The sequence below is a fragment of the Mycobacterium dioxanotrophicus genome (genome assembly GCF_002157835.1).
Classification (GTDB): domain Bacteria; phylum Actinomycetota; class Actinomycetes; order Mycobacteriales; family Mycobacteriaceae; genus Mycobacterium; species Mycobacterium dioxanotrophicus.
The window spans coordinates 780,337-795,309 of sequence record NZ_CP020809.1 but is presented as its reverse complement, the minus strand read 5'-3'; the positions used below and the strand labels follow the sequence as shown (position 1 = coordinate 795,309).

Below are 14,973 nucleotides of genomic sequence, written 5' to 3'. Positions count from 1 at the left end.
CGAGGACAGCACTACAGATAAACCTGTCGCCCACGGTCGCAAACACGATCCCAACCACCGTCAGCGACAGTCGAGTACACCCGCAACCGTCCTACAGATAACACGGCGGCTGCAACCTGGCTGCGCAGTGCGGCCGCGCCGAGACCGCCGAGCGCCCCTAGGGCCTCCAACCGGGCAGGCACTTCGGCGGGGCTGTTGGCATGCACCGTGCCCGCGCCGCCGTCGTGGCCGGTGTTGAGGGCACCCAGCAGATCGACGACCTCCGCACCGCGCACCTCGCCGACGACGATGCGATCCGGTCGCATCCGCAGTGCCTGCCGCACCAGGTCGCGGACCGTGATCTCGCCGATCCCTTCGATATTGGCGCCGCGGGCCACGAGTTTCACCAGATGCGGATGCGGCGGGGCCAGTTCGGCGGCGTCCTCTACGCAGACGATCCGTTCGCTTGCCGCCACGGCACCGAGCAGAGCCGCGAGCAATGTGGTCTTGCCGCACCCCGTTCCGCCGGAGATCAGGAACGCCAGCCGGGCATCGATGATCGCTCGCAGCAGCTCGGCCGCGTCGGAAGCGATGGCGCCGGATGCGGTGAGGGAGGCCAGATCCTGGGTGGCAGGCCGCAACACGCGCAGGGACAGGCACGTGCCGCCGACCGCCACCGGCGGCAGCACCGCGTGCAGCCGTACCGTGGCCGCGCCCGGCCCGGGGAGCTGACCGTCGACCCACGGTTGTGCCTCGTCGAGGCGGCGTCCCGCGAGCAAGGCCAGTCGTTGCGCCAGCCGGCGCACCGCGGCCTCGTCGGCGAACCGGACCGTGCTGCGGCGCAGGCCGTTCCCGTCGTCCACCCACACCGCGTCCGGCGCGGTCACGAGCACGTCGGTGGTGCCGTCGGCCGACAGCAGCGGTTCGAGCAACCCGGCGCCGGTCAGTTCGGTCTGCAGTACCCGCAGGCTGCTCAGCACCTCGGTATCGCCCAGCAGCCCACCGGATTCGGCCCGGATCGCCGCGGCGACCACCCCCGGCGTGAGCGGGGTGGCTTCGGTCGCCAACCGCTCCCGTACCCGTTCGATCAGCGATGCGGTCATGCCGCCGCGCCCACGGGATGCGCGGCCAGCACGGTGAGCACCCGTCGGGCCGCACCGGCCAGAGGTGCGCGCCGGCGCATCCGCAAGCCACCGCGCTCGAGAAGTTCGGTGATGCCGGGCTCCGGTCGCATCGCGGCCAACAGCGGCAGTTCCACGATGCGGGCCACCTCGGCCGATCGCAACCCGCCCGGAGCCGGACCACGCACCACCACACCGGCATTCGGATTGCAGGCCAGCAGCCATGGCCGCGCAGCGCCCGCCGCCGCGCAAGACCGCACATCGGCCGGCGTCACGAGCACGACGAGATCGGCGGCGTCCAGCGCGGCCTCCACCGCGGCAGTACACCGGCGCGGCACATCGCACACCACCGTCGCACCGCCGCGGCATCCGGCGTCGATGACGGCGCCCAGCGGACCCGCATCGATGTCGACACCCGTTCTGCCGCTGGACAACACGCTCACCTGATTGCGGCGCGGCAAGGCGTCACGCAGCGCCGGGAAGGCCAGCCGGCCGCTCTGCAGGGCAAGATCGGGCCAGCGCAGACCCGGCACGTCCTCGGTGCCCATCACCAGGTCGATGCCGCCGCTCCACGGATCGGCGTCGACCAACAGCGCCGGGCCGGCGTCGGCGGCGGTCTGTGCCAATGCGGCGGCGAACACGGAAGCCCCGGCGCCACCGCGGGATCCGACGACAGCCAGCACCGGGCCGCGGCCGCCGTCGTCGGCCACCGCGGCAGCCGACAGCGCGGCGACCAGTTCGGCATCTTGCGCAGGCAGGGTCAGCACCTGTTGGGCGCCAACCGAGATCGCGGCCTGCCAGTCCGCGGGCACCGGAGCGGCGACGCTGAGGAGCGTCACGCGGTCGCGTCGCGGCAGCACCCGCCGGGCGCAGCGGGCCGCCGCGTCGGCGTCGAGAAGCACGGCCGCCGCTGCCGTCCACGCCTTGCGGCTGGACGGTTCGCCGACGTGAACGAGCGGCACACCTGCAGCCGCGGCAACGCGATCGGCATCCTCGCGCAACACCGGATCGCCGATCATGGCGAGCACCCCGTGCGTCGAATTGGTCATGGCCCCAAGCCTGTGGCCGTCGAGGCGGAGGCGCCAGCGCCGAACCGAAGAATGTGGATGAACGACGGGTTGGGGATAACTCACCGGGGGCCGCGCGGCGGCGAATTCCTCCCCGGAAAAAGAGACGACCCCCGCCAGGGGGGGAGGAGGCGGAGGTCGTCGTGTATCAGCCCCGGGGGGTCGGGCTGATGCACCTCGGCATAAGCCGAGTAATGCTCACTATACACACGGATCTGCCCAAAGACGCAAGAGATACGACTGCGAGTTAACAAGACGCCGCCGGTGAGACAGATCGCCTCGGCATGTGCCGTGAACTGCCGGTTTGGCGGCTCCGCCGGAGTGTCTCGGACACCGGCCTCTATGCTGGCGCATGTGAGTGCATCCGATCCGGTTGCCGGGGAGCCGATCGCACCGCAAGCCGGGCAGACCAACGGTCGCCCGGTGCGCACAGCGGCGTTCTTCGACCTCGACAAGACGGTCATCGCCAAGTCCAGCACGCTCGCCTTCAGCAAACCTTTCTTCGATCAGGGTCTACTGAACCGGCGCGCCGTTCTCAAGTCGACGTACGCGCAATTTCTCTTCCTGATGTCGGGCGCCGACCACGACCAGATGGACCGCATGCGTTCGTACGTCACCAACATGTGTACGGGCTGGGACGTCGAACAGGTCAAGTCGATCGTCGGGGAGACACTGCACGACATCGTCGACCCGTTGGTGTTCGCCGAAGCCGCAGAACTGATCGCCGACCACAAGCTCTGCGGCCGTGACATCGTCGTGGTGTCGGCGTCGGGCGAGGAGATCGTCGCTCCGATCGCGCGGGCGTTGGGTGCCACCCATGCCATGGCCACCCGGATGGTCGTCGAAGACGGCCGCTACACCGGTGAGATCGCGTTCTACTGCTACGGCGAGGGCAAGGTCGAGGCCATCCGGGCGTTGGCGGCGCGCGAGGGCTACGCGCTCGACCACTGCTACGCGTACTCCGATTCGGTGACCGACATCCCGATGCTCGAATCGGTGGGCCACCCCACCGCCGTCAACCCGGACCGGGCGTTGCGCAAGGAGGCCATCGCGCGGGACTGGCCGGTGCGGACGTTCACCAAACCGGTGTCGCTGCGGGACCGGCTCCCCGCCGCCCCATCAGGCGCCGCCGTGGCCACCACCGCCGCGGTGGGTATGAGTGCGCTGGCGGCAGGCGCGCTGACGTATTCACTGTTGCGCCGCTTCACTTTTTGAGCTACCGGATGTAGTAACTGGGGCGTGGGCGTAACGATCGGGAAACTCGCTCATTTTGGGCCTTGATGTGACTGTGGTCACGTAGTACAAAGGAACCACGGAAGCTTGGAGAAGCCAAGATATAGCCAGAAGAGAAGGCTAAATCTCCCGAACCAGGCTCCCTAGCACGGGTCCCGGCACCCACGCGGAGCACATGCCGCGGAATAGGTAAAAGTGTTGCGGGCCTGCGTGATTGCGAGAAGCGGACGGACACGACGGCCTCTTGGGTGAGGTTGCATCCGAAGCGCATCGCAAGGACGCCGAGGCCACCCACGCAACCCACATTGCACGCTTGGTAACCGGAATCCGTGCTAGCGGGCGGCGAGCCGAACACAGTTCGGAACGCCGCCCGCATTGCGTTTGCTGGACAGGTCGCCGAGAAGGGCTCAGCCCGCAGCAGACTGGGCGATTTGCAGCGCTTCGCGCGCGCCGGCGTGTAGAGCTTCAGAACTCAGCAGCAGCCACGCCGTCAACCCGTCGCGAGTGCCCGCCGCGAATCCCCGTGCGGCAGCCCGGTAATCGCCCGACTTCTTCATCCAGTGCACCTCGGGCACGCCGAGGCCGTGCGGATCCAGACCGCTGGCGATGGTCACCAGACGTGACAGTCCACGGGCCACCACACCGTCGGCCGTACCGAACGGCTCCAAGGTCAACAGTTCGCCGTGAGCGACGGCGGCCAGAATCGGCGCGGGCACCCGCGATCCTCCGGTCAGGATTTCGGCGAGCATCTCCAACCGGCGCCCGACGGCGGGATCCGTGCGTGGCCGGCCCAGGTGTTCGTCGTCGGTGAGATCGGCCGCGGCCAGCGCATGCAGTCGGGCCAACGCCTGTAGCGGCGCCCGCTGCCACACCCCGACCAGCGTCGTGGCGCCACCCTCGAGGGCTTCCGCGACGCGGATCGCGCCCGCGGTCACGGGATCGGGCTCGCCGTCGGGGGCCAGCTGGATGGACCCGCCGTCGAGCACCGCCGACGCCCGGGCCGCCCGCATCGCGGCCTCGCCGGCGGTCTGCGGCCAGCCGCGCAGGTTGAAGCGGTGCCGGTGCGCCCGCCCGAGCGCCTCCCTGGCCTCATCACACGCCGCGGCCACGCCCGGAAGCTCGGCCAGCGGCGCGAGTGGGTCGGTATTGGTCACGCCCACATACGCTAGCCGACCGCTGGACGGCGGATCTTCGACCGTTCGGCGCATCGGGCGCGCCGTACAGCCGACGGCGTTGTGCGTCTCCAACGCCCGTGCAACGTTCGGTGACTAGGCTCACAAACATGTCGAACCCGTCAGTGACGCACGCCGAAGTTCCGTCAGCCTATCCCCCACCCGCCGACTTCGCGGCCAGTGCGAATGCCACGGGCGAGCTGTATGCCGAGGCCGAACGAGACCGGCTGTCGTTCTGGGGCGAGCAGGCCAACCGGCTCGCCTGGCAGACCCCGTTCACCGAGGTGCTGGACTGGTCGGAGGCACCGTTCGCGAAGTGGTTCGTCGGCGGCAAGCTCAACGTCGCCTACAACTGCGTGGACCGCCACGTCGAGGCGGGCAACGGCGACCGGGTCGCGATCCACTGGGTCGGCGAACCGGTCGACGACGCGCGTGACATCACCTACGCCCAGCTCAAGGATGAGGTCAGCAAGGCGGCCAACACCCTGACCGACCTCGGGCTGGTGGCCGGTGACCGGGTCGCCATCTACATGCCGATGGTGCCCGAGGCCATCGTCGCCATGCTGGCCTGCGCCCGCCTGGGCATCATGCACAGCGTCGTGTTCGCGGGCTTCTCCGCCAGCGCGCTGCGCGCCCGCGTCGAGGATGCGCAGGCCAAGCTGGTCATCACCACCGACGGGCAGTACCGGCGTGGTGAGGCCGCGTCGTTGAAGTCCGCCGTCGATGAGGCGGTCGACGGTCAGCCGTCGGTGCAGAACGTTCTCGTGGTGCGGCGCACCGGAATTGACGTCGACTGGACGCCGGGCCGGGACCTCTGGTGGCACGAGACAGTCGAGCAGGCGTCGTCCGACCACACCCCGCAGGCATTCGACTCCGAGCAGCCGCTGTTTTTGCTGTACACCTCGGGTACGACGGGAAAGCCCAAGGGCATCGTGCACACCTCGGGCGGGTTCCTGACCCAGGCGGCCTACACCCACTACAACGTCTTCGACATCAAGCCCGAAACCGACGTCTACTGGTGCACAGCCGATATCGGCTGGGTCACCGGGCACACCTATATCGTGTACGGCCCACTGGCCAACGGCGTCACGCAGGTGGTCTACGAGGGCACCCCGGCCTCGCCGACCATGCACCGGCATTTCGAAGTCATCGAAAAGTACGGCGTGACGGTCTATTACACGGCGCCCACGCTGATCCGCACGTTCATGAAGTGGGGACGCGTACTGCCCGAGGCCCACGACCTGAGCAGCCTGCGGCTGCTGGGCTCGGTCGGTGAGCCGATCAATCCCGAGGCGTGGCGCTGGTACCGCGAGTTCATCGGCGGCAACCGGGCCCCGATCGTCGACACCTGGTGGCAGACCGAGACCGGGGCGATCATGATCTCCCCGCTGCCCGGGGTGACGGCAGCCAAGCCCGGCTCGGCGATGACCCCACTGCCCGGCATCGCAGCCAAGATCGTCGACGATGAGGGCAACGACCTGGTCCCCGGCGCCGACGAAGCCGAGCATGTCACCGGATATCTGGTGCTCGACAAGCCGTGGCCCGCGATGCTGCGCGGCATCTGGGGTGATCCGGAGCGGTTCAAGGAGACCTACTGGTCCCGCTTCGCCGAGCAGGGCTGGTACTTCGCCGGCGACGGCGCCCGTTACGACTCGGACGGCAACATCTGGGTGCTCGGCCGCATCGATGACGTCATGAACATCTCGGGCCACCGCATCTCGACCGCAGAGGTCGAATCGGCGTTGGTCGGCCATTCCGGAGTCGCCGAGGCCGCTGTCGTCGGCGCGTCGGACGAGACCACCGGCCAGGCCATCTGCGCGTTCGTCATCCTCAAGGAAAGCGCCCACGGTGGCGCGGAGAACATGATCGAGGAATTGCGCGCGCAGGTCTCCCGCGAGATCTCGCCGATCGCCAAGCCCCGCGAGATCCATGTGGTGCCCGAGCTGCCCAAGACCCGCAGCGGCAAGATCATGCGCCGGCTGCTGCGGGACGTGGCCGAAGGCCGTGAACTCGGTGACACCTCGACACTGGTCGACCCGAGCGTGTTCGAAGCCATCCGCGCAGGCAAGTAGGCCCCATCCCCGCGGAACTGCATTCCCGGTCGTAAACCGTCAGGTTTTACGACCGGGAATGCAGTTCCGCGGCAAAGGTGGGAAAAGCGGGATCAGGCGATCGGCACGTATCCAGTACCGGGCCGGTTCTTGGCGGTGATGTCGGCGAGCTGCGTATTGATCGACATGGTCACCGCCGGCGTGTGCAGCGGCACGTACTTCACGACGCAGGTCGGCAGATCGTTGGTGTAGGCGCCGTGCAGCATGCCCACCAGCTTGTTGTCGACCGTGACGGGCGCGCCGGAATCCCCGGGCTGCCCGCACACCTGGTTGACGATGGTGCCCGGGTCCTGCCCCGGTCCCCACGTGACACCGCACGAGTAGCCCGTGGTGCGGCCCAGCTTGCAGGCGATCTGGCCGAACACCGGATCAGGGCCGATACCGTCGATCTGGAAGCCGTTGACGTTGTCGGTCGGGGTGACCTTCTGCGGGTCGAACTGGATCACCGCGTAGTCCAGCAACTCGTTACCGGCGACCATCGTGCCCAGCTGTCCGGCCCCGGTCGCGTTTTCGGCCGCCACCGTCGCGCCCGGGCCACCGCAGTGCGCCGAGGTGAAGCCGATCAGCCGGCCCGCGTTGTCGTGACCGATCGTGGTGAGCGTGCAGAACGTGTCGCCGTTGACGACGATGCCGGAGCCTCCCCCGAGTACCACCGGATCAGCGTGCGCGACACCCGGTGTCAGCAAGGCGGCCAGCGCGAGAATCAGTGTCCCGACAACGAACTTCCAGCGGCGTCTGGTCGCCAAGTGTCCTCCCATCGACGCGCCCGACCCGCGCACCCCAAGCGAATACTCGCATCCTACTTGGGCTCAGAGGTTGGCCGGGATCGTTATCCGAGCCACCACATGGCAACATGAACCGCGACCACATCACCGAAACCAGGCATCGGACCCGGGGAGGAAGCTTCTTGTGAGCAACGGCGACCGCAGGACCGGAATTCCGGCAACGGTGACCTCGATTCCGCTGGTAGATCCGCACGCGCCCAAGCCCGACCCGTCCATCGGCGACCTGGTCAAAGATGCGACCGCCCAGGTGTCGACGCTGGTCCGCGCCGAGGTGGCACTGGCAAAGGCCGAGATCACCCGCGACGTCAAGAAGGGCTTGACCGGCAGCATCTTTTTCATCGCCGCGCTGGTCGTGCTGTTCTACTCGACCTTTTTCTTCTTCTTCTTCGTTGCCGAGCTGCTCGACACCTGGCTGTACCGCTGGGCGGCGTTCCTGATCGTGTTCGGGTTCATGGTGCTGACCACCGTGGCACTGGCGCTGTTCGGCTTCCTCAAGGTGCGCCGCATCCGCGGACCGCGGCAGACCATCGAGTCGGTGAAAGAAACACGTGAGGCGCTGACGCCCGGGCACGACAAGTCCGCCGCGCTGTCCACGACCGACGCGGCGCGGGCCAAGGCGACCCCGGCCGACCCGTCGGGCTGGTAATGCCCCCACCCGACCCGTCGATCACCCGGATCGACGGGCCATGGCGGCATCTGCAGGTGCACGCCAACGGCATTCGCTTCCAGGTCGTCGAGGGCGAGAACTCGCGGCCCGACGCTCCGCTGGTCATCCTGCTGCACGGATTCGGCTCGTTCTGGTGGTCGTGGCGTCATCAGCTCACCGGGCTGCCCGACGCCCGCGTCGTCGCCGTGGACCTGCGTGGCTACGGCGGCAGCGACAAGCCCCCGCGCGGCTACGACGGCTGGACCCTGGCCGGCGACACCGCGGGGTTGGTGCGCGCGCTGGGTCACAAGACCGCCACGCTCGTGGGCCACGCCGACGGGGGCCTGGTGTGCTGGGCGACGGCCGTGCTGCACCCGCGGGTGGTGCGGGCCATCGCATTGGTCAGCTCGCCGCATCCGGTGGCGCTGCGCGCGTCGGCGCTGACCCGGCGCGATCAGGGCCGCGCGCTGCTGCCCTCGCTGATGCGCTATCAGCTGCCGATGCTGCCCGAGCGCGCGTTGACCCGGCACGACGGCGAGGAGCTGGAGCGCCTGGTGCGCAGCCGGGCGGGCAGCAAATGGCAAGCCACCCAAGATTTCTCCGAGACCCTCGGGCACATGCGGCGGGCCATTCAGATCTCGGGCGCGGCGCATTCGGCGCTGGAGTACCAGCGCTGGGCGGTGCGCAGCCAGCTGCGCAGTGAGGGCAGACGCTTCATGCGGTCCATGAAACGGCCGATCAATGTGCCGGTGCTGCACCTGCGAGGCGACGCCGACCCGTACGTGCTGGCCGATCCGGTCTACCGCACCCAGCACTTCGCGCCGCACGGCCGCTACGTCTCTCTCGCCGGTTCCGGGCACTTCGGTCACGAAGAAGATCCGGACACGGTCAACGAGCAGCTGCGCAGGTTCCTCGCGCAACTGGGCTAGCACTGCTCAGGAGCTGATGCAGGTCCCCGTGGCCACCCGCTGGGTGTTGCCGATCTTGGCCATCTGCTGCTCCACTTCCTTTGCGGTCAGCACGAATCCGGTGTCGGCGTCGTCGACGGCCGCGCCGAACACGACACCCAGCACCTTGCCGGCCCGGTTGATCATCGGCCCGCCCGAATTGCCCTGCCGCACGGTGCCCCGCACGGTGTAGACCTCGCGGGTGACGGTCGTGGTGCGGTAGATGTCGGGACCTTTGAGTTCGATGATCTCGCGGACGCGGGCCGGGGTGGCCAGGAAGTCGCCGCCGCCGGGATACCCCATCACCACCGCGTCGGTGCCCTGCGGGGCCGCCTGCTCGGCGAAGGTCAGCGGGGCGGTCGGCAGGTCGGGGACATCGAGGATGGAGATGTCGGCGTTCGGGTCATACGACACGACGCTCGCGTCGTAGGTCTTGCCTTCGGCTTCGACGGTCACACTGTCCGCTCCGGCCACCACGTGGGCGTTGGACATCACCCGGTTGGGCGCCACAACGAATCCGCTGCCCTCCAAAACCTTCTGGCAGCTCGGTGCGACGCCTTTGATCTTGACCACGCTCGGCCGGGTGGCCGCGACGACGGCGTCGGTGGCCAGGCTCGCGTCGGGCGCGTCGACGTTGACGATGGGGGTGCGGCCGAATGGCTGCAAGACGTCGAAGCCGGACGTGTCCAGCAGGCTGGACAAGCGGGTCGGCACCGACTTCAACCACGGCGGAGCCACCTTGTCCACCTCGGTCAGCACCCGCGAATTCTTCACGGCCGCAGCCAGGTTGGGCTGGTCCGATGATGTCAGGGGGGTGGCCAGCAGGTAGGCGGCCACCAGGACCGCCACCAGTTGCAGGGCCACGCCGATGGCCGAGTCGAACACCCGAAGGATCGGGTTGCGTAACGCGCTGCGGACTGCGCGGCCGAGCACCACGCCGGCGATCTCCCCGACCACCACGAGCGCGAGGATCAGGAACAGCGACGCGAACAGTTTGGTGCGCGGACCGTCGATGTGGCTGACGATGTGCGGGGCGAGCAGCAGGCCGGCCACCGCACCGAGCACCACGCCCACGAAGGACAGCAGCGAGCCGAGCGCGCCGGAACGCCAGCCGGAGATGGCGGCGACGAACGCGATGCCGATGATGGCCAGGTCAAGCCAAAGCGAAGGTGTCATCTACTTCCAGTTCAACGTTGCGCTTCACCGTAGCCGTTCGGATGCTCGACGAGCGCCATTGCCTCGTCGAGTTCCCGTACGTCGTCGGTGTTCCACGGCTGCGCCCAGCCCGCGACATCGAGGATGGCCGAGATGACCTGCCCGGTGAAACCCCACACCAGCATCTCGTTCAGCAGAAACGCCGGGCCGGCGAACCGGCGGGTGGCCGCTTCGCGACAGACCATGAGCCGATTCTCCGGATTGATGAACGCGCGCACGGGCACCCGTGCGACGACCGCGGTCTCCGACGGGTCGACGACGGCCACCGGGCCGGGATCCGGTGAGTAGGCCAGCACCGGGACGACGTGAAATCCCGACGGCGGGATGAACATGCGCTCCAGTGTGGCCAGCGGACGTAACCGTTCGGTGTCGATGCCGGTTTCCTCCCACGCCTCGCGGAACGCCGTCGCCACGGGGCCATCGTCACCGGGATCGGTGGCGCCCCCGGGAAAGGCGGCCTGCCCGGCGTGATGCCGCAGCGTCGACGCCCGGACGGTGACCAACAGGTCGGCATCGTCGGGAAGGGCGGGCGCAGGCAGATCGGCGGGGCCGGAGAACAAGACGAGCACCGCGGCGTCCCGACGGGCACCGGCCAGCACCGCCTGTTTGTCCAGTTCGACGATGTTGGCCAGCACGTCCGGCGGAACCCGGCGGCGATACGCGTCGGGCACCCCGTGGACGTTGTCCACCAGAGGTCGCAGCCACGGCGGGGCGGCATCGGGATTCAGCTCGCCGAGCTGGGAAGTCAACGCGCTGCTCCTTGGCCCAATTTCTCCGATACCGCTGCGGCGATCTCGTCGGCGTTGGAGAAGGGCCGCGGCAGGATTCCGGCAACGCTACCGTCTGCGCGCAGCACCACCGTCGCAGGCATCACATTGGGCACCCGCAGCGCGGCGGCGACCAGCCGACGGCCGTCCTGCAGGGTCGGCAGCCGCACCCCGAGCTCGGCCAGCCGCAGCAGCGCGGCCGCCTCGTTCTCGTCCTGATGCACCGTGACCACGAGGACGTCGGACCCCATGCGGCGCTGATATTCGGCCATCGCGGGCAGTTCGTCGGCGCACGGTCCGCACCAGTACGCCCAGAGGTTCAGCACCACCGTGTGTCCGGCGAGCGCGCGAGCCACGTCGACCGCGGTGCCGTCACCGACGCACTGCAGCGTGATACCGGCCAGCGCCTCGGGACCGGGCCCTTGCCCGGGCGGAGGGCACGGCGGCAGGGCGGCTCGGGCGCGCGGAGCGGCGAGAGCCTGCGGGGTGTCGGCATCGCGGTGATCACGGCCGGCTGCGGGCGCGACGCCCGTGCTCGGGACGTCGCGCATCTGCATCCAGAACGCCGCACCCAAGGCCACCAGGACCACCAGCACGGCGATGGTCCACCGGGTCGAAACTCGCATACCGGGCCTCAGAGCCCGGCCAGCGCCAGCAGATGTTCGGTCTCGGGGCCTTTGACCAGCGGGGCGGCGATCAGCGGATCGGTGGGACCGGTGCCGAACGACGGGCAGTCCTTGGCCAGCACGCACACGCCGCAGGCCGGTTTGCGGGCATGACACACCCGGCGGCCATGGAAGATCACCCGGTGGCTGAGCAGCGTCCACTCACTGCGTTCGATCAGCTCGCCGACGGCGTGCTCGACCTTCACCGGGTCCTCCTCGGCGGTCCAGCGCCACCGCCGCACGAGCCTGCCGAAATGGGTGTCGACGGTGATACCGGGGATGTCGAAGGCGTTACCCAGGATGACGTTGGCCGTCTTGCGCCCGATGCCCGGCAGCGTCACCAGGTCTTCCATCGTGGCGGGCACCTCGCCGTCGAACCGCGCGACAAGCTCCTGCCCCAACCGGATCAGCGACGTGGTCTTGTTCCGATAGAACCCGGTCGGCCGGATCAGCTCTTCCATCTCGGTACGGTCGGCCTGCGCGTAGTCCAGCGCGGTGCGGTACTTGAGGAACAACGCCGGGGTGGTCAGGTTGACCCGCTTGTCGGTGCTCTGCGCCGACAGGATGGTGGCGACGGCCAACTCCAGCGGGTTGGTGAAGTCCAGTTCGCAGTACACATGCGGAAATGCCTGGGCGAGTTCACGATTCATGCGTCTGGCGCGGCGGACCAGGCCAAGATGCGTCTCGGTGTCCCAGTTCTTGGGACGGGCTGTTTTCCCTGTTCGGGCGGCACCCGCGCTCACCCTTGCCAGGGTACTGATCCCCACCGACACACCCGGCAGCGGACCTGGTGGCATTTCGTGACCTCCCTGAGACCTACACCGTGTTTACTTCACCCTTGTGTCGTGGTTGCTGGTGGCGCTCGTCCCCGCCTTGCTGATGCTGGTGGCGGTCGGGCTCGGCCGGCTCGAGAATTGGCTCGCCACCGAGCGCCCCACCGGTACGCGCGACACATTGAACGGTCTACAGCGGCGGCTCGCGAGCCTCGACGGCGACCGTTTGCCCACGCGGGTGTACAGCCAGCACGCGACGAATCCCGGATTTCACACGACTCGCCATGCCAATCGTGTGTAGCGTGGGCTAGTCGCGAAACCGCGTACCTCTAGACTGATCATGAATTGTCAATAGAGGGTCAATACCACCCGACACCTTAAGAGGAACAACGTGGACGAGATCCTGGCCAGGGCCGGAATCTCCCAGGGAGTCGAACCCACCGCCGTATCAGCGCTCACCAAGCAGCTGCAGCCAGTCGACTTCCCGCGCGGGCATACCGTGTTCGCCGAAGGCGAGCCCGGTGACCGGCTGTACATCATCATCTCCGGCAAGGTGAAGATCGGCCGCCGCTCACCCGACGGCCGGGAGAACCTGCTGACCATCATGGGTCCGTCGGACATGTTCGGTGAGCTGTCGATCTTCGACCCGGGTCCCCGTACCTCCAGCGCCACCACCATCACCGAGGTGCGCGCCGTGTCGATGGACCGTGACGCGCTGCGCGCCTGGATCGCCGACCGGCCCGAGATCGCCGAGCAGCTGCTGCGCGTGCTCGCCCGTCGGCTCCGGCGCACCAACAACAACCTGGCCGACCTGATCTTCACCGACGTGCCAGGCCGCGTCGCCAAGCAGCTGTTGCAGCTCGCCCAGCGGTTCGGCACCCAGGAGGGCGGCGCGCTGCGTGTCACCCACGACCTGACGCAGGAAGAGATCGCCCAGTTGGTCGGCGCCTCACGCGAGACCGTGAACAAGGCACTGGCCGACTTCGCCCACCGCGGATGGATCCGCCTGGAGGGCAAGAGCGTGCTGATCTCCGACAGCGAGCGCCTCGCTAGGCGAGCACGCTAAGTACGTAGATAGTCCAGCTGGGCCTGCACCGACCATTCGGCTGCAGGCCACAGTTTTTTGTCCACATCGGTGTACACGTGCTCGACGACCTGACGCGCGGTCGCGTCGTCGCCGAGTTCCCGCAGCGCACCCCGGACCTGGTTGAGCCGGTCCTCGCGGTGTGCCAGATACATCTCGGCGACGGCTTCGAGGTCGCCCAGCTCCGGGCCGTGGCCAGGCAGCACCGTACGTCCGCCCAGGCCCCGCAGCCGGCGCAGTGACTCCAGATAGTCACGCAGGCTGCCGTCTTCGGTGTCGATGACGGTGGTGCCACGGCCCAGCACGGTGTCCGCGGTCAACACCGCGTCGTCGAGCACGAAGCTCAACGAGTCGGCCGTGTGCCCGGGTGTGGCCATGACGGTGATCCGCAGGCCCGCGGCGTCGATGACCTCGCCATCGGACAGCGGGCCACCGAGACCGCGGAGGAAGCCACTGCCCACCGAACGCACCGTGGCCCCCGTGGCGTCGACGACCTTGTCGATCGCGCCCGTATGGTCGTCGTGCTTGTGGCTGATCAGCACCAGCGGAATCCGGCCGAGCTCGGCGATGCGGGCGATGTGCTCGTCATCGTCGGGGCCGGGGTCCACGACGACCATCTCGTCGCTGCCCGGCGCGCGCAACACCCAGGTGTTGGTGCCCTCCAGGGTCATCAAACCCGGGTTGTTGCACAGCAGCACCGAGGCCGACACCGTGTCTGTCTCGATGACCGGCCTCAACAGCCCGTAGGCCGGGTGCTGCAGCTCCGCGCCTGAGGTCACGCGACCTCTACGATGATCTCGACTTCCACCGGCGCATTACGCGGCAACTCCGACACCCCGACCGCCGACCGCGCGTGCGCTCCGGCCTCGCCGAACACGGCACCGAACAGTTCGGAGGCGCCGTTGACGACGCCGGGCTGCCCGCTGAAGCCGGGTGCCGACGCCACGAAGCCGACCACCTTGACGACCTTGACGACGGAGTCGATGCCCACCAGCGCGTGCACCGCGGCCAGCGCGTTGAGCCCGCACAGCCGGGCCAGTTCACTGGCCTGCTCGGGGCTGACCTCGGCGCCGACCTTGCCGGTCGCGACAAGCTCGCCGTTCTGGATGGGCAGCTGCCCGGCGGTGTACACCAGATTTCCGGTGCGGGTCGCCGGCACGTAGGCGGCCAGGGGCGCCACCACCTCGGGCAGTTCGATGCCCAGTTCGGTCAGTCGCTGCGAGACAGTCACTTCGGCCTCTTCAGGTAGGCGACATGCTGTTCACCCGTCGGGCCGGGCAGCACGGAAACCAGCTCCCAGCCGTCATGGCCCCACTGGTCGAGAATCTGTTTTGTGGCGTGCGTCAGCAACGGCACGGTTGCGTACTCCCACCGGGTCGGTTCGCTCATGGGCTGAGCTTATCGGGCG

The 14,973-nt window shown here is 68.4% G+C and carries 16 protein-coding genes and 1 pseudogene; 6 read left to right on the top strand and 11 right to left on the bottom strand.

What is annotated here, in order from left to right; genetic code table 11:
* Window positions 1–86: 86 nt before the first annotated feature.
* Both BTO20_RS03710 and ssd read right to left on the bottom strand, forming a co-directional pair.
* A pseudogene (locus BTO20_RS03710) lies at window positions 87–1,082 on the bottom strand (TadA family conjugal transfer-associated ATPase); the annotation flags it as partial.
* Entirely contained in the window at window positions 1,079–2,149 is a 1,071-nt protein-coding gene (gene ssd / locus BTO20_RS03705) for a septum site-determining protein Ssd (protein WP_087073495.1), read from the bottom strand. The gene ssd and the pseudogene BTO20_RS03710, both read right to left, overlap by 4 nt.
* A gap of 360 nt (window positions 2,150–2,509) precedes the next feature.
* On the opposite strand from ssd, the gene BTO20_RS03695 reads away from it, so the two are divergent.
* Entirely contained in the window at window positions 2,510–3,382 is an 873-nt protein-coding gene (locus BTO20_RS03695) for an HAD-IB family hydrolase (protein ID WP_087073493.1), read from the top strand.
* Between the two features lie 425 nt (window positions 3,383–3,807).
* Here the strand turns inward: BTO20_RS03695 and BTO20_RS03685 are convergent, their stop codons facing one another.
* Complete coding sequence (locus BTO20_RS03685; RefSeq protein ID WP_087073491.1) at window positions 3,808–4,608, bottom strand: Fic family protein; 801 nt, start codon at window positions 4,606–4,608, stop codon at window positions 3,808–3,810.
* A 74-nt stretch (window positions 4,609–4,682) separates the two neighbouring features.
* Between BTO20_RS03685 and acs the strand changes: the two genes are divergently transcribed.
* Window positions 4,683–6,644: an acetate--CoA ligase gene (acs, locus tag BTO20_RS03680; RefSeq protein ID WP_087073489.1), complete on the top strand. Its 1,962-nt coding sequence runs from the start codon at window positions 4,683–4,685 to the stop codon at window positions 6,642–6,644.
* A 92-nt stretch (window positions 6,645–6,736) separates the two neighbouring features.
* Here the strand turns inward: acs and BTO20_RS03675 are convergent, their stop codons facing one another.
* The gene (locus tag BTO20_RS03675) at window positions 6,737–7,390 is read right to left on the bottom strand and encodes a S1 family peptidase (protein WP_232491190.1); all 654 of its coding nucleotides are present in this window, start codon (window positions 7,388–7,390) and stop codon (window positions 6,737–6,739) included.
* Between the two features lie 202 nt (window positions 7,391–7,592).
* Between BTO20_RS03675 and BTO20_RS03670 the strand changes: the two genes are divergently transcribed.
* Both BTO20_RS03670 and BTO20_RS03665 read left to right on the top strand, forming a co-directional pair.
* Window positions 7,593–8,114, top strand: coding sequence for a phage holin family protein (locus tag BTO20_RS03670; protein ID WP_087073485.1), 522 nt, complete (start codon window positions 7,593–7,595; stop codon window positions 8,112–8,114).
* Window positions 8,114–9,043, top strand: a complete 930-nt coding sequence (locus tag BTO20_RS03665; protein ID WP_087073482.1) for an alpha/beta fold hydrolase — start codon at window positions 8,114–8,116, stop codon at window positions 9,041–9,043. Before BTO20_RS03670 ends, BTO20_RS03665 begins: the two co-directional genes overlap by 1 nt.
* A 6-nt stretch (window positions 9,044–9,049) precedes the next feature.
* On the opposite strand, the gene marP is transcribed toward BTO20_RS03665, so the two are convergent.
* From marP to nth, 4 genes are read right to left on the bottom strand one after another with little or no spacing between them, the layout of a single operon-like run.
* The gene (marP, locus tag BTO20_RS03660; RefSeq protein ID WP_087073480.1) at window positions 9,050–10,237 is read right to left on the bottom strand and encodes an acid resistance serine protease MarP; all 1,188 of its coding nucleotides are present in this window, start codon (window positions 10,235–10,237) and stop codon (window positions 9,050–9,052) included.
* 11 nt (window positions 10,238–10,248) lie between these two features.
* Window positions 10,249–11,025 carry an NUDIX hydrolase gene (locus tag BTO20_RS03655; RefSeq protein ID WP_087073478.1) on the bottom strand — a complete coding sequence of 259 codons (777 nt, stop codon included), beginning with the start codon at window positions 11,023–11,025 and terminating at the stop codon, window positions 10,249–10,251.
* The gene (locus BTO20_RS03650) at window positions 11,022–11,669 is read right to left on the bottom strand and encodes a TlpA family protein disulfide reductase (RefSeq protein WP_087073476.1); all 648 of its coding nucleotides are present in this window, start codon (window positions 11,667–11,669) and stop codon (window positions 11,022–11,024) included. The genes BTO20_RS03655 and BTO20_RS03650 overlap by 4 nt, the downstream gene beginning before the upstream one ends.
* A gap of 8 nt (window positions 11,670–11,677) precedes the next feature.
* A complete protein-coding gene (gene nth / locus BTO20_RS03645; RefSeq protein ID WP_198344454.1) occupies window positions 11,678–12,358 on the bottom strand; it encodes an endonuclease III in 681 nt (226 codons plus the stop codon).
* A gap of 190 nt (window positions 12,359–12,548) precedes the next feature.
* Between nth and BTO20_RS03640 the strand changes: the two genes are divergently transcribed.
* Window positions 12,549–12,782, top strand: a complete 234-nt coding sequence (locus BTO20_RS03640; RefSeq protein WP_087073472.1) for a hypothetical protein — start codon at window positions 12,549–12,551, stop codon at window positions 12,780–12,782.
* A 90-nt stretch (window positions 12,783–12,872) separates the two neighbouring features.
* Window positions 12,873–13,547, top strand: coding sequence for a cAMP-activated global transcriptional regulator CRP (gene crp, locus BTO20_RS03635; RefSeq protein ID WP_087073470.1), 675 nt, complete (start codon window positions 12,873–12,875; stop codon window positions 13,545–13,547).
* Here crp and BTO20_RS03630 read toward each other — a convergent pair.
* The 3 genes from BTO20_RS03630 to BTO20_RS03620 are packed head-to-tail and all read right to left on the bottom strand — an operon-like array spanning window position 13,544 to window position 14,954.
* Complete coding sequence (locus tag BTO20_RS03630; protein ID WP_087073468.1) at window positions 13,544–14,344, bottom strand: MBL fold metallo-hydrolase; 801 nt, start codon at window positions 14,342–14,344, stop codon at window positions 13,544–13,546. The genes crp and BTO20_RS03630 overlap by 4 nt on opposite strands.
* Window positions 14,341–14,796: a RidA family protein gene (locus BTO20_RS03625; RefSeq protein ID WP_087073466.1), complete on the bottom strand. Its 456-nt coding sequence runs from the start codon at window positions 14,794–14,796 to the stop codon at window positions 14,341–14,343. The genes BTO20_RS03630 and BTO20_RS03625 overlap by 4 nt, the downstream gene beginning before the upstream one ends.
* The gene (locus BTO20_RS03620; RefSeq protein WP_018603531.1) at window positions 14,793–14,954 is read right to left on the bottom strand and encodes a DUF4177 domain-containing protein; all 162 of its coding nucleotides are present in this window, start codon (window positions 14,952–14,954) and stop codon (window positions 14,793–14,795) included. Before BTO20_RS03620 ends, BTO20_RS03625 begins: the two co-directional genes overlap by 4 nt.
* Window positions 14,955–14,973 lie beyond the last annotated feature (19 nt).